Annotated in this window: 12 protein-coding genes; 2 read left to right on the top strand and 10 right to left on the bottom strand. The window is 71.1% G+C overall.

Going from position 1 to position 13,366, the window contains the following annotated elements:
• Positions 1-5: 5 nt before the first annotated feature.
• The 3 genes from AB0F77_RS30700 to AB0F77_RS30690 form a co-directional block, all read right to left on the bottom strand.
• Positions 6-1,310 (bottom strand): MSMEG_0569 family flavin-dependent oxidoreductase, encoded by a 1,305-nt coding sequence (locus AB0F77_RS30700; RefSeq protein ID WP_361954956.1) that lies wholly within the window; start codon positions 1,308-1,310, stop codon positions 6-8.
• The gene (locus tag AB0F77_RS30695; protein ID WP_361954955.1) at positions 1,307-1,612 is read right to left on the bottom strand and encodes an MSMEG_0570 family nitrogen starvation response protein; all 306 of its coding nucleotides are present in this window, start codon (positions 1,610-1,612) and stop codon (positions 1,307-1,309) included. Before AB0F77_RS30695 ends, AB0F77_RS30700 begins: the two co-directional genes overlap by 4 nt.
• 191 nt (positions 1,613-1,803) lie before the next feature.
• Complete coding sequence (locus AB0F77_RS30690) at positions 1,804-2,562, bottom strand: class II aldolase/adducin family protein (protein WP_361954954.1); 759 nt, start codon at positions 2,560-2,562, stop codon at positions 1,804-1,806.
• A 112-nt stretch (positions 2,563-2,674) separates the two neighbouring features.
• Between AB0F77_RS30690 and AB0F77_RS30685 the strand changes: the two genes are divergently transcribed.
• Both AB0F77_RS30685 and AB0F77_RS30680 read left to right on the top strand, forming a co-directional pair.
• Positions 2,675-3,463: a FadR/GntR family transcriptional regulator gene (locus AB0F77_RS30685; RefSeq protein WP_361954953.1), complete on the top strand. Its 789-nt coding sequence runs from the start codon at positions 2,675-2,677 to the stop codon at positions 3,461-3,463.
• A gap of 131 nt (positions 3,464-3,594) precedes the next feature.
• Positions 3,595-4,602: a cupin domain-containing protein gene (locus AB0F77_RS30680; protein WP_361954952.1), complete on the top strand. Its 1,008-nt coding sequence runs from the start codon at positions 3,595-3,597 to the stop codon at positions 4,600-4,602.
• A gap of 104 nt (positions 4,603-4,706) precedes the next feature.
• Here AB0F77_RS30680 and AB0F77_RS30675 read toward each other — a convergent pair whose 3' ends face one another.
• From AB0F77_RS30675 to AB0F77_RS30645, 7 genes are read right to left on the bottom strand one after another with little or no spacing between them, the layout of a single operon-like run.
• A complete protein-coding gene (locus AB0F77_RS30675; RefSeq protein ID WP_361954951.1) occupies positions 4,707-5,606 on the bottom strand; it encodes an AAA family ATPase in 900 nt (299 codons plus the stop codon).
• 16 nt (positions 5,607-5,622) lie between these two features.
• Positions 5,623-6,693: a cupin domain-containing protein gene (locus AB0F77_RS30670; protein ID WP_361954950.1), complete on the bottom strand. Its 1,071-nt coding sequence runs from the start codon at positions 6,691-6,693 to the stop codon at positions 5,623-5,625.
• Positions 6,694-6,742: 49 nt separating this feature from the next.
• Positions 6,743-7,975 (bottom strand): MFS transporter, encoded by a 1,233-nt coding sequence (locus tag AB0F77_RS30665; protein ID WP_361954949.1) that lies wholly within the window; start codon positions 7,973-7,975, stop codon positions 6,743-6,745.
• 3 nt (positions 7,976-7,978) lie between these two features.
• Positions 7,979-9,112 (bottom strand): ABC transporter ATP-binding protein, encoded by a 1,134-nt coding sequence (locus tag AB0F77_RS30660; protein WP_361954948.1) that lies wholly within the window; start codon positions 9,110-9,112, stop codon positions 7,979-7,981.
• Positions 9,113-9,130: 18 nt separating this feature from the next.
• Positions 9,131-10,927 (bottom strand): iron ABC transporter permease, encoded by a 1,797-nt coding sequence (locus AB0F77_RS30655; RefSeq protein WP_361954947.1) that lies wholly within the window; start codon positions 10,925-10,927, stop codon positions 9,131-9,133.
• Between the two features lie 15 nt (positions 10,928-10,942).
• Entirely contained in the window at positions 10,943-12,058 is a 1,116-nt protein-coding gene (locus tag AB0F77_RS30650) for an extracellular solute-binding protein (RefSeq protein WP_361954946.1), read from the bottom strand.
• Positions 12,059-12,099: 41 nt separating this feature from the next.
• Positions 12,100-13,206 carry an extracellular solute-binding protein gene (locus AB0F77_RS30645; RefSeq protein ID WP_361954945.1) on the bottom strand — a complete coding sequence of 369 codons (1,107 nt, stop codon included), beginning with the start codon at positions 13,204-13,206 and terminating at the stop codon, positions 12,100-12,102.
• Between the last annotated feature and the right edge of the window lie 160 nt (positions 13,207-13,366).

The following is a 13,366-nucleotide window of genomic DNA, read 5'->3' as shown; positions in this document are numbered from 1 at the left end:
TGCTCTCAGCCGACGGGAAGGGCGGCGGACAGGCCGGCGGGCGCACCGGTGAGGGTGCCGCACACGTCGGCGAGACGGCGGGAGGCGTCGATGTGACCGGCCAGGAACTCGGCGTCCCTGCCCACCGCCTCGAAGCGGCCGGAGCCCCAGGTGTGCTGCCAGGGCAGGCCCAGGAAGTACAGACCGGGGACGCCGGTCACCCCGCGCCAGTGCATGGGGTAGCCGCGTCCGTCGAAGGCGGGTGCCTCGATCCAGCGGTGGTCGCGGGCGAAGCCGGTCGCCCAGACGACGGTGGTGACGCCGGCCTCGTCGAGGTCGAGCGAGCGGGGCTGCTCGCGCGGCTCCCACACGGGCACGTACCGCGCCTCCTCGGGCGCGTCGACGCCGCGCGCGGCGATGTGGGCGTCGATGGCGTCCTTGATGCCCTCGGCGACCGCGTCCGCGCGATCCAGGTTCGCCCGGAGGTCGTCGGCGAACTCCAGCGCGGCCCCGGCGACACCGGTCAGCCGCCCGTACAGCCGCATCCCGTCGCGGGCGAAGGCGCGCAGGTCGATGTCGCGGCCGCCGTCGCGCCCGGTGACGTAGTGGTTGACGCGCATGCGCACCGCGTCGGCGTCGCCGAACTCGTCGACGGACCTGCCGTAGTGGCCCATCTCGTCCAGCCAGGCCACGCAGTCGCGGCCCCGGTAGCGGCGGGCGACCCGCGGCGCGCTGCCCACGGCGAGGTGCACCTCGCGGCCGGCCAGGTGCAGGTCCTCGGCGATCTGGCAGCCGGACTGCCCGGTGCCCACCACGAGCACCGCGCCCGCGGGCAGGGCGTCCGGGCTGCGGTAGTCGCGGGAGTGGACCTGCCGCACGCCGGCGGGCAGCCGCTCGGCGCTGCGCGGGATCCTCGGCGCGTGGTACGGGCCGGTCGCGACCACCACCTGATCGGCGGTGAACTCGCCCGCGGTGGTGGTGAGTTCGAAGACCCCGGTGACCGACCTGCGCAGCCGGGTCACCGAGACGCCCTCCACCAGCGGGGGCCGGAAGTGGGCGACGTACTCCTCCAGGTAGCGCACGATCTCGTCGCGGACCATGAAGCCGTCCGGGGCGTCGCCCCGGTAGGGGAAGCCGGGCAGTCTGCACTGCCAGTTGGGGGTGACCAGGCAGAACGAGTCCCAGCGGTGCCTGCGCCACTCGTGGCCGACCCGGTGGGCCTCCAGCACCACGTGGTCGACGCCGCGTTCGGCGAGGCAGTGGCTGACGGAGAGGCCGGCCTGGCCGCCGCCGACGACGGCGACCGTGCGGTGGGTTCCGGCGAGGTTCATCGCACCGTCCCGTCGGCGTCGAGCAGCGCCACCACGGTGACCCGCGCGCCGGTGTCGGACGCGTGGGCGCGGGCGGTCTCCTCGATCCGGGCGAGCTGGCCCGCGGCCCCGGTGCAGAAGAAGCCGTACTTCTCCTTCACCCGTTCCCCCGCGATGCCGAGCGCGGTGCGGCTACGCTGGACGAAGTCCGCCAGTTCGTAGGTGCCGCCCGCGGTGAACCAGTCCTCGACCACGGTGGAGGGGGAGTAGCAGCGCTCGGTCGCACCGTCGGGCCAGCGCACGTCGAAATACATCTCGGGCATGACATCCTCCATGCCGGGCGCCGAGGTTCCTGCCACCTCGCCGCTGCGTGTGGGCATTACTTCAGCCAGCGGCGATTACCGGACCAAGTCATCCGGAATAAAGCGGAGTTACGTCGTCCTCACACAGGGCGAGAATATGGGCACGCGGAGTTGCCCCGGAGGCAAAACGGCCACCGGGGCGTATGGGCCGGTCAGGGACGCAGCGGCGTGCCAGGCCCCTCGTGCTCGGCGCGGGCGGCGAGGTGGCGCCACATCGACGCGACGTTGAACGCCGGGCCCAGGTCGGGCAGCTCGGCGATGTCCTCGTCGGGAATCGGCCGCAGCGCGGCGCCGGTGGCCGCGGCGGCGAGGGTGATCCGGGCGAGCGAGTCGACCGCGAGGGCCCGGGTGACCGCCTCGGCGACCGCGTGCGCGGGCTCGCCGGTGCCGACGGAGACCAGTCCGTGCCCGCGCAGCACCACGACGGGGCGGTCCCCGAGCGCGTCGGTCATCTCCTCGGCCAGGTCGCGACGCCGGATCAGCGCGGAGCGCGGCCACACGGGGATGCCGTCCTGGGCGAGCCGGGCGGCCGGGATGTCGTACGAGCCCACCAGGGGGAGCCAGGGGAGGTCGGCGACGGACGCGGCGACCACCGCCGGCGGGTGTGCGTGCACCACGGCCGTGACCTCCGGGCGGGCGCGCAGGACCTCGGTGTGGATGGGCAGTTCCGTGGGCGCACGCCATTCTTCCGGGTGGTCCCCGGCGCCGTCGAGGCCGACCTCCCGGACGTCGTCCACGACGGTGAAGGCGAGTCCGCGCTCCTCGGGCCCGCGCCCGCGCACCAGGAGCGAGTCCGCCCCGGTGCGGGCGCTGACATGGCCGAGGATGTGCTCGACGAGACCGGTGACCGCCAGTACGCGACAGGCCAGGGCGACCCGTTCGCGCAGCGTCTCGACGTCCGGGTTTCCCACCGTGCGGACCTCCTCGGCGAGCCGACTTGCGTGCTAATGGTCTGTTGGTATGACTTTAAGCCATTGCGCAAGCGCACGTCAACGAAGCCCTTGACCATGGGACAATGCGTTCATGCCATCGCGACCCACTCGGCCCCAGCGTGCCGAGACCGCAGACGAGACCTCCGCCAAGCGTCCCGCCGCGCCCGAGGGCCTGTTCAAGACCGTCTCCTCGAGCCGCGTCTCCCAGTTGATCGTCGATCAGATCCGGCTGCTGCTGAAGGAGGAACGGCTCCAGCCCGGCGACCGGTTGCCGAGCGAACGGGAACTGTGCGTGCAGTTCGGCGTGAGCCGGGTCACCGTGCGCGAGGCGCTGCGCAGCCTGGAGGCCAGCGGTCTGGTCGAGATCCGGGTCGGCGCCCGGGGCGGCGCGTTCGTGACGGCGCCCTCCTCCCGCCGGGTCGGCGAGGGGCTCGCCGACCTGCTGTCGCTCTCGCCCGTGACCGCCGCCGAGGTCACCGAGGCGCGGCTGGTGTTCGAGCTGGGCATCGTGCCGCTCATCGTCGAGCGCGCCACCGAGGAGGACCTCGACGCGCTGCGCGCCCTGTGCGACGAGCACGCGGAGGCGGTGAAGAAGGGCACCTACGACATGGAGATGTCCGCCGACTTCCACACCCGGGTCGCCGCCTGCACCCACAACGCGGCCGTCGAGATGCTCGTCCAGTCCTTCCACGGCCCCCTGCTGATGAGCCTGCGCGAGGCGCAGAGCGTCGAGCCGCAGATGGGGCAGCGCGGCTCCAAGGAGCACCGCAGGTTCGTCGAGGCGATCGCGGAACGCGACTCCGTGGCCGCCACGGAGATCATGCGTACGCATCTGCGGCGCACGGCGTCCCGGGTGAAGGCGGACGGCAGCGCCACATGAGTCCGCCGTGCCGGCGGTGAGGGCGGTCCCGGGTCCGGTGGGCCCGGGACTCTTTTGTGCCTCAGCCGAAGGCATTATGGTTAGACCATCAGGTCAGTGATCGGAAGGCTTCGGCCAGCACAGGAGGCACCATGGGCAAGAAGGGGCGAGTCTTCGTCCGCGGGCTGACCTCGGAGACGTACGGACTCGGTGAGTTCCGCCGCAGGCAACTGGCGGTGCAGCGGGTCCGGGACGACTCCGTGGTCGTCGACGACGCGAAGGTGGCCCACTCCGGCGACAGCGAGAAGTCCCGGACGTGGTGGCGGGTGGGCCCCGGGGACGAGGACTTCCTCACCCAGACCATCCAGGTCCACTTCGTGGAACTGCCACCGCAGTCCAGCAACCACGGCCACGGCCACCAGAACGAGGCGGCCTTCTACATCCTCGAGGGCCGCGGTTACGAGATCCACGACGACCAGCGCTACGACTGGACCAAGGACGACCTGGTCTTCGTCCACACCGACTCCGTGCACCGCCACTTCAACCCCTACGACGAGACCGCCACCGCCCTCGTCGTGAAGGCCAAGAGCACCTGGATGTTCATGGGCCTGTGGCAGCAGGGCCGCAGCGGCCCGATCGAGCGCGAGGAGGAGTTCGGGCCCCGCGAGGACTGGTCGCGGATCTGGACGCCCGGTGTCCTCGACCGCAAGAAGGTCATCGGTGTCGCCGACACCACCTGGGAGAACACCCCGCTCGGCCGCGTCCGTGTGATGTCCTCCCCGGAGCGCACCGACGCCCGCATCTTCTCCGTCGACGCCTTCGAGCTGGACATCCCGGCCGGCAGCCGCTCCGGCAAGTACTGGAAGATGGCCGACGAGGTGTACTACGTCCTCGAAGGCAGCGGTTACGCCCTCCAGTGGGAGGTCGAGGCGGAGATCGCCGAGAAGTACTACGCCCGGGTGGCGGTGGAGCCCACCCGGTACGAGATCACCAAGGGCGACACCCTGTACGTGCCGCAGAACCACGTCTGCCAGCTGTTCTCCTACGACGGCACGCCGCTGCGGCTGCTGTCCGCGCAGAACCGCGTCTTCAAGCACCTCGGTTACGACACGGTGCACTTCATGGAGGACGCGCCGGAGTACGAGGCGCCGACCGCCTGACGCATGAGCCGCTTCGGCCCCCACACCGGACCGAGGGTGTGGGGGCCGAAGCCTGTGCGGCGGCTGTGGGGGCCGAAGCCTGTGCGCGGGTACGGCCGCGAAGGTCAGGAACGGGCCCGCGCCACCTCGGCCGCCGCTTCCTCCGCGGCCGTCACCAGGTCGTCCGCGCCCAGCAGACCCGGCTCGCGCGCCGTCTCCAGGCGCAGGGCCAGGGCGCCGTGCACGGTCTTGCGGATGCGCCGCCCGTCCAGCCCGGCCAGCAGCTTGCCGAGCCGCCGGTGCAGCCCGGTGTCGTCCGCCAGCACGGTCAGTTCGGGCCACTGGGCGGCCAGGGAGCCCAGCGAGTCGGCGACGATCCGCGGCACCACCGACTCGTCGGGCAGCTCCGTGCGCACCACGAGGTCGGCCCGGGACAGGAACGCGTCGTCCACGGCCTCCGCGAAGTTCGTCGTGACGACCAGCAGCGTGCCCGGGCGCTCGGCCCGCAGCACGTCGAGACCGCTGAGCACCGCGTCCGTCGCCCGGTGCACGTCCACCGGGTTGGTGTCGAAGGACGCCGAGTGCCGCCGTACGGCCAGTGCCTCCACCTCGTCCACCAGGACCAGGGTGTGCGGGCGGCGCGCGGCCAGCTCCGGCAGGGTCTCCCGGAACAGCCGGGACACCGACCGCTGGCTCTCGCCGAGCAGTTCGCTGGGGAACGCGTGCGGGTCGACCTCGACGAGCGTGGTCGATCCGTGCGGGGCCAGGGTGCGCGCCACGGCCTGCGCGAGCCCCTGGGCCAGGGTGGTCTTGCCCGTGCCGGGCGGCCCCGCGAGCACCACCAGACCGTGCGGGGCCACGGGCGAGCCCGCGAGCCGCCGCCCGTGCCGGAGCACGAGGACGGCGGTCGCGAGCAGTCGCTCCTTGACACGCAGATCGACGATCACCGAGTCCCACGGGCCGTCGTGGTGGTCGGCGGGCAGGACGTGGATCCCGGCCACGCCGTGCGGCAGTGCGCTGCTCACCGCGTACGTCCTCCGCTCACGGCCAGGTGGGGCGCGTCAGCGCCGGCCACTCGATGGTCGACGGGTCACCGGCCTGCGCGTCACGGATGTGGTCCGGCGGCTCCTCGAACAGCACCAGCGGATCGCACAGCGCCCGCATCGTCTCCAGCAGGCTGTCGAACATGTGGATGCGGACCACCTTGGCGGTCTGCTCCGGGTGCGAGTTGATGTGCTGGTGCCACAGGAAGTGGTCGACGACGATGATGTCGCCCTTCTTCCACGGGTGCCGCTCGCCGCCCTCCGGCTCGGTGCCCAGATAGCTCTCGCCGCTGCCCTCGACGACGTACAGCCACGCCTCGCCGGGGTGCCGGTGCATCGACTGGGCGCGGCCGGGGCCGATCTCGAACATGGCCATGGTGATGCCGGACGCCTGGTAGCCGATCGCGCGGTCCAGCAGGAACGTGGTGCGGGTGCCGCGCGGGGTGTTGCGCAGCTCCAGCTCGTCCCAGCTGGTGTGCAGCCGGCCCGAACGGCGGCCCTCCTGGTCGCGGGCCAGCCGCCGCAGCCGGGTCGCGTACGGGTCGGCGCCGTCGCGGCCCGGCGAGAACGCGGGCCGGGGCGCGAGCTGCGCGACCGGAGTGTGCCCGGCGTCCTCCAGCACCGCCATGCCCATGGTCTCCAGCAGCGGCGAGCTGGAGAAGGTGAGGTAACGCGCCGTCTCCGTGCCCTCGTTGCCGCTGCGGTGCCAGGCCCAGGCCGGCAGGTGCAGGGAGTCGCCGGGACCCCAGTCGATCCGCTTGCCGTCGATCTCGGTCCAGCCCCAGCCGGCCACGACGAACACCATGGCGTCCCAGGAGTGCCGGTGGACGGTCGTCGTCACGCCCGGGTCGATCTCGTGGGCGAGCGCGTCCATGGTGCGGGTCGGGCGGTCGCCGTCGGCGCCGACGTAGACGCCGACCCGGCTGCCGCGTTCGGTCGGGTGCATGACGACGTCCTCCAGCGCCGCCACCGTGCGGTGGTTGCCCCGCCACTCCTCGATGAAGGCGGCGCGTCGTCGTTTCTGCACGTGGTAGTGGGTGACCCCGGTCGTGGTGTGTGTACTCAACATGTCTCCCGACAGCAGGACGTACCTGGAAGTACCGGCGGAGTTCGGAGGTTCAGGACGAGGGGGCGGGCTCGGGTCCCGGGACGCTGTACTCGCGCACCGTGCGGCTGCGCAGCGCGCTCACCGCGGACACGGCGGACGGCACGAGACCGCCCAGGGTGAGCGCCGCGACGGGGCCGAGGGCGCCGGCCGCGACACCCATCAGGGAGTCGCCGATCGCGGGCCCGCCGCGCGAACACATCTGGTAGATGGCCGAGACCCGGCCGCGCAGCTCGTCGGGTGTCTCGACCTGGACGGCGGCGTGCCGCACGGTGGTGGCCACCGCGTCCGCGGCGCCCAGCGCGAGGGCCGCGACGACCGCCACGGGGAACGTCCGCGACTGTGCGAGCCCGACCACCGCGAGCCCGTACGCGGCCGTGCCCCACAGCACGATCCGTCCGGCGCGCGCGGTGCGCACCAGCCGGAACACCCACACCGACCCGATCAGCGCGCCCGCCGAGGGAGTGGCGGACAGCAGACCGTAGCCGGTCGGGCCCACGTGCAGGACGTGGGCCGCGAAGGCGGGCAGCAGCACCCGGTAGGCGCCGAACACCGTGGCGGTCATGTCCAGCGCCATCAGCTGCCAGACCACGGGCCGTTCGGCGACGTACCGCACGCCCTGGCGCATGCTGTGCCACAGCGAGCGCCGCTCCGTGTCGGCGTTGAGCGGCGGTACCCGCACCAGGGCCAGCACGAGGACGAGCGCGGCATAGGTGACCGCGTCGAAGACGTAGACCGCGCCGGGGCCGCCGACGGCGATCAGGACGCCCGCGAACGCCGGGCCTGCCAGCACGGCCAGTTCACGCGACGGATTGAGCAGCGCGAAGGCGTCGACGAGCCGTTCGCGCGGCACCATCGCCGGGATGAGCGCCTGCCGCGCGGGCTGGTCGAAGGTGGCCGCCGCCGTCGCGAGCAGCGAGGAGACGACGACCGCCCACACGGTGGCGGCGCCCGCCAGCGTGATCACGGCGAGCGCCGCCGACACCAGCAGGGCCACGCACTGGGTGACCTGGAGCAGCCGGCGCCGGTCCAGCCGGTCGGCGTAGATCCCGCCGACCGGGGAGAGCACCAGCAGGGCCACCGCCTGGGCGAGGCCCACCAGTCCCACCTGGGCGGTGGAACCGGTGAGCTGGTAGACCTGGTAGAGGTTGGCGGCGACGGCGCCCCTGGTCCCGATCTGGGAGAGGACGACACCGCCCCAGTAGAGGGCGAAGTCCCGGTTGCGCAGTACCTGGGGAAGCGCCATCGATCAGTCGACCGGGACCAGGGTCACCTTGTCCGGGGCGACGGAGAAGTGCACCTCGGTCCCGGGCGGGATCGACAGCGTGGGGTTGGACCGGTTGTGGATCTCCAGGCTGCCCACGCCCACGATGTGGTCGACGACGTCGCCCATGAACGCGCGGGTCAGGACCGTGCCCGACCACTCGTTGGGCACGTTGCCGCGCCGCTCGCGGGTGAGGTCCACGCACTCCGGGCGGATCGAGATGAGCACGGTGTCCCCGACGACCGGCACCTTCTCGACCTGCTGCGCGATCAGCCGGCCCTGCGCGGTGTCGACCTCCACCTCGTCGCCGCGCACCGCGGTCACCTTGGCCTCCACGAAGTTGGAGGTGCCGATGAACTCGGCGACGAACCGGGTGGCCGGCTTGGTGTAGATCTCGCGGGGCTTGCCGATCTGCTCGATGCGGCCCTGGTTCATCACCGCGATCCGGCTCGACATCACCAGTGCCTCGGCCTGGTCGTGCGTCACGTAGATCGCCGTGAGGTTCAGCTCCCGCTGGAGCCGCTTGAGTTCGAACCGCATGTTCTCGCGGAGCTTGGCGTCCAGGTTGGACAGCGGCTCGTCGAGCAGCATCAGCTCGGGCCGGGTCACCAGGGCGCGGGCCAGGGCGAGGCGCTGCTGCTGGCCGCCGGAGAGCTTGGTGGCGGGCCGGGAGGCGTAGGCGCCCAGCTCGATGACCTCCAGGACCTCGTTGACCCGGTCCTCGATCTCCTTGCGTCCGGGCCGCTTGGCGCGGGGCATCACGTCCAGCGGGAACGACACGTTCTTGAACACCGACATGTGCGGCCAGATCGCGTACGACTGGAACACCATGCCGAGCCCGCGCCGGTTGGCCCCGACGTTGATGCCCTCCTTGTCGTCGAACAGCACCCGGCCGCCCAGGGTGACCCGCCCCGCGCTGGGGCGCTCCAGACCGGCGACCGAGCGCAGGGTGGTGGTCTTGCCGCAGCCCGACGGGCCGAGCAGCGTGAACAGCTCGCCGTCGTGGACCTCGAAGTCGACCCCGCCGACCGCGTACGTCCGGGTGCCTTCGTCGGCGCGCTTCGACCTGCGGGAGGAGGTGTCGTCGTAGCTCTTCTTGAGGGATTCGACCGTCAACATCGCTGAAGGTCCCTTCGATCAGTTCGCGGAGTCGTTCTGCAGCCCGAAGCGGGCGCCGAAGCGGTAGGCAATGGAGACGAGCAGGAAGAGCAGGACGACCATGCAGACGCCCAGGGCGGCGAGGGTGGTGAACTGCCCGTTCTCGAACTGCTCCCAGATCAGGACCGACAGCACCTCCTTGCCGGGGCTGTAGAGCAGGATCGTGCTGGACAGTTCGCGGAAGGACACGACGAGGATGTAGACCCAGCCGGCCAGGATGCCGCCGCTCATCAGGGGCAGCAGGACCCGCCGGAAGGTCTGGAACCACGAGGCGCCGTTGACCGCGGCGGACTCCTCCAGCTCCGGGGACATCTGTGCCATCGCCGACGACGCGTAGCGCATGCCGTAGGGGAGGTAGCGGGTGCAGTAGGAGATCAGCAGGATCAGCAGCGTGCCGTAGATCGGCAGCGGGGTGCGCAGATAGACGAACGACAGCGCGAGGCCGAGGACCAGGCCGGGGATGACGATGGGCGTGAACGCGAGCATGTCGAGCAGCCGGCGGCCCGGCGCCCTGGTGCGCAGCACCACCCAGGAGACGATCGAGGTCAGGATCATCACCGCGGTCGCCGCGCCGATGCCCACGATGAGCGAGTTCTTCAGCGCGGTGAACGCCAGCGGCTGGTTCCACACCGCGCGGTAGTTGGCGAACGTCATCTGGCTGAAGGTCTTGCGGGTCGGCGCCGCGTAGTACTTCAGCAGGGAGGCGTAGACCAGGACGGCGACCGGCAGCACCACGGTGACCAGGAAGTAGAGGATCACGCCGGCGCCGATGAACGGCCGGGCCCGGCCGAGTTCGACCGGGCGGGGCCGGAACGCCTTGCCCGTGACCGTCTGGAAGTTGCGCGAGGAGCGCTGGAGCCAGCTGGAGAACAGCACGCCCGCGGCGGCGATCACCAGCAGCCCGATGGCGTAGGCGCCGGCGGCGCCGTAGTCGACGGGGTAGGCGCGCAGCACGAAGTAGATGCGGCTGGTGAAGACGTAGATGCCGTTCTGGAGCCCGAGCAGTCCGGGGACCTCGAAGCTCTCCAGGGACTGCACGAACATCAGCAGTGCGCCGGAGATCATCGCGGGGCGCAGCAGCGGGACGGTCACCCGGCGCAGCACGGTCAGCCGGGAGGCGCCGGACATGGCCGCGGACTCCTCCAGGGAGGGGTCCATGGCGCGGAACGCGGCCACCATGAGCAGGAAGGCGACCGGCGCCAGATGCAGGCCCTGCACCCAGATCATGCCCCACACGCTGTAGATGTTGATCGGGCTGGACCCGAACAGGGGCTTGAACACGAGGGAGTTGAGGATGCCGCTGGACGGGTCGCCGAGGAAGATCCACGAGGTGGCGTAGAGGATGCCGGGCACGATCAGCGGGACCAGGGAGGCCGCGAAGAACAGGCCCTTGAACGGGGTGTCGGTGCGCACCTGGATGTAGGCCAGGGCGGTGCCGAGGACCAGTGCGAGGGCGGCCGAACCGAGGGCGAACCAGAGGGAGTTGAGCAGCATCTCGCCGGACTGCGAGTTGCCCCCGTAGGCCCGGGAGAACGCCCCGAAGGAGACGCCCTGCCCGTCGGAGCTGAGGAACGTGTCGTGGATCAGGTAGCCGAGGGGCACCACGGCGAGGTACCCCACGACGATGACGGCGCCGCCGACGAGCAGGCCCTGGAGGGACAGCGGACGGCGCAGCAGCCGCACGAGCCGGCCGGTGGCCGCCCCGCCGCGCGGCGGGGGCGAGACGCCGTGCCCCGGGTCGGGGCCGTCGTCACGGGAGGTGGTCGGTGCGGGCATGACGGACATCGGCGCTCACTTCCCCACGCTGGCGACACCGCGCAGCAGTGCGTCGTACTTCTTGTCCCAGGCGTCGCCGTTCTTGCTGAGGCCCTCGACGTCGAAGGGGACCAGGGTGATGCCCTTGAGGCTCTTGTCGCCGGGGACCTTGGTGACCGGGGTGAGCCCGAGCTTGACCAGTTCCTTCTGGCCGTCGGTCAGCAGCCAGTCGTAGAACAGCCAGGAGGAGGCCGGGTGCTTGGCGTCCTTGATCATGCCGACGCCGTTGGGGCGCGGGAAGGCGGGGATCTTGGAGACGCCGCTCGCGGGCAGATGGGTGACGGGGGCGCCCTGCTCGGCGGCCCGGTCGGTGATGTACGTGTAGTTCATCGCCTCCATCGGCGTCTGGCCGGCGGTGAGGAACTGCATCATCGTCGTGTGGCCCTTGGCGACCTTGGAGTTGGCGACGATGCCCTTCCACAGCTGGTCGACCTCGGCCTGGCTCTTGCCGTGGTCCAGCCAGTACTTGGTGACGTTCTCGAACCAGTCGCTGTCGCTGACCTCCAGCGTCACCTTGCCCTTGTACTTGGGCAGCGCCAGGTCCTCCCAGCTCTGCGGCTCGTCGCCCGGCTTGATGAGGTCGGTGTTCCAGGCGGGCTGGAACACGTTGAGGCGGCTGGCCGTCCAGTCCTGGAACTTGGCGGAGGGCTCGACCGCGTCGAGCGCGGAGCCGTTGAAGGGCGTCAGGTAGTGGTTGTCGGTCAGGGCGGTCATCTCGAGGAAGTTGGTCTCGACGACGTCGGCGCCCGGCTTGCCGGCCTTCTCCTCCTGGAGGGTGCGCTGGAGCACCGTCTCGGAGTTGCCGCGGAAGACGCTGACGTGGATGCCGTACTTCTTCTCGAACGCCTGGGCGACCGGGGTCGCGATGTCCGCGGTCATCGAGGTGTACAGGGAGAGCGTTCTGCCCTCCTTCTTCGCCAGCTCCTCGGCCTTCGCGCGCTGCTGGTCCTTGGGGAGGTCGGCGATCTGCTGGTAGACGTCCGACGCCTTGCCGCCGGAGGAGGAGTTGGTGGTGACCGCGCCTCCGCAGCCGGCGACGAGGGCCGATGCCAGCAGTCCGGACAGGGCGAGGGTGGTGTGACGGGTCCTCATGCGGTGCTCTCCTGGAAGAGATGCGAAAAGGGGGGCGGTGCTCAGCCCGCAGCCGGGACGCCGCGCAACAGGGCGTCGTAGGCGGCGTTCCACTTCTTGGTGTCGGTCTCGGCCGACTTCGACAGGGCGTAGGTGGTGGTGCCGGCCGGGATCGGGTCCTTGTAGCCGGGCACGTTCTTCGCCGCCGGGATGCGCAGCGACTCGGCGATGATCTTCTGCCCCGCGGTGAGGACCCAGTCGGTCCACAGCAGCGCCGCCGCGGGGTGCCGCGGCCGGGCCATCAGGGCGATGCCGTTGGGGCGCAGGATCACCGGTTCGACGACGGGCCGCCAGGCCACGGGGGCGCCCTTCTTGGCGGCCTTGTCGATGGTGTGGCTGTAGACCGACAGGGCCACGGCGAAGTTGCCCGCGCTCAGCAGTTCGCCCTGCACGGTGTGGCCCTTGGTGACCTTGACGTTGCGGGCGATCTTCGTGAACAGCGCGTCGACGTCGGCCGTGCTCATGCCCTTCACGTCGGTGAGGTACGTGTGCATCGACGCGTACCAGTCCCAGTCGCCGACCTCGACGGCGAGCTTGCCCTTCCACTTGGGGTCGGCGAAGTCCGCGAAGTCCTTGGGCTCCTGGCCCTTCTTGACCTCGTTGGTGTTCCAGCCGACGACGAAGGCGTTGAAACGTTCCGCCGTCCAGCCGCCGAGGCCCTTGGCCGCGTCCTTCAGGTCCGCGAGCGCGGCGCCCTGGTAGGCGTGCAGCAGGTGCTGGGAGTCGAGGGCGCGCAGTTCGAGGTCGTTGGTGTCCATGACGTCGTTCTGCGGCTTGTTGGCCTCGTTCTCCTGGAGCGCCCGCTGGAGGACCGTCTCCGAGTTGGCCCGGAAGGCGTGCACCTTGATGCCCGGGTACGCCTTCTGGAAGCCGTCGACGAGGTCCTGGATGTCGGTGTTCGAGGTGTAGAGGTCGAGTGTTCCGCCCTCCTTCTTGGCGTCGGCGAGCAGTTTGTCGGTGCGCGCCTTGCCGCTCAGGGACTCGTAGGCGGCGTACGGGTTCTTGTCGGGGGCGGAACCGGCCGAGCCCGCCGTGGTGGGCGAGCCGCCGCAGGCGGTGAGGAGGAGGCCTGCGGCCAGCAGGCCGGCGGGAAGAGCACCGTTACGCATCGCACACTCCATTGGACGAGGCGGTTGGCTCGTGGGGGCGGACGGAAGGGCACGACGCGTGGGGGAGGGTGCGACCGCGCCGACGCGGGGAGAGGGGGAGCCTGTCGGCGATCGGCCGCGATGCGCGTCCGTCCGTGTGCCGGGTTCCTGCATGAAACAG

Source organism: Streptomyces sp. NPDC026672 (assembly GCF_040638185.1).
Lineage (GTDB): Bacteria > Actinomycetota > Actinomycetes > Streptomycetales > Streptomycetaceae > Streptomyces.
This window is presented reverse-complemented; position numbering and strand designations above follow the sequence as displayed.

What these genes read in the sequence shown, in the direction of transcription:
- AB0F77_RS30700 (WP_361954956.1), bottom strand. Translation starts at nt 1,310, where the DNA reads ATGAACCTCGCCGGAACCCACCGCACGGTCGCCGTCGTCGGCGGCGGC.
- AB0F77_RS30695 (WP_361954955.1), bottom strand. Translation starts at nt 1,612, where the DNA reads ATGCCCGAGATGTATTTCGACGTGCGCTGGCCCGACGGTGCGACCGAG.
- AB0F77_RS30685 (WP_361954953.1), top strand. Translation starts at nt 2,675, where the DNA reads ATGCCATCGCGACCCACTCGGCCCCAGCGTGCCGAGACCGCAGACGAG.
- AB0F77_RS30680 (WP_361954952.1), top strand. Translation starts at nt 3,595, where the DNA reads ATGGGCAAGAAGGGGCGAGTCTTCGTCCGCGGGCTGACCTCGGAGACG.
- AB0F77_RS30670 (WP_361954950.1), bottom strand. Translation starts at nt 6,693, where the DNA reads ATGTTGAGTACACACACCACGACCGGGGTCACCCACTACCACGTGCAG.
- AB0F77_RS30665 (WP_361954949.1), bottom strand. Translation starts at nt 7,975, where the DNA reads ATGGCGCTTCCCCAGGTACTGCGCAACCGGGACTTCGCCCTCTACTGG.
- AB0F77_RS30660 (WP_361954948.1), bottom strand. Translation starts at nt 9,112, where the DNA reads ATGTTGACGGTCGAATCCCTCAAGAAGAGCTACGACGACACCTCCTCC.
- AB0F77_RS30655 (WP_361954947.1), bottom strand. Translation starts at nt 10,927, where the DNA reads ATGCCCGCACCGACCACCTCCCGTGACGACGGCCCCGACCCGGGGCAC.
- AB0F77_RS30650 (WP_361954946.1), bottom strand. Translation starts at nt 12,058, where the DNA reads ATGAGGACCCGTCACACCACCCTCGCCCTGTCCGGACTGCTGGCATCG.
- AB0F77_RS30645 (WP_361954945.1), bottom strand. Translation starts at nt 13,206, where the DNA reads ATGCGTAACGGTGCTCTTCCCGCCGGCCTGCTGGCCGCAGGCCTCCTC.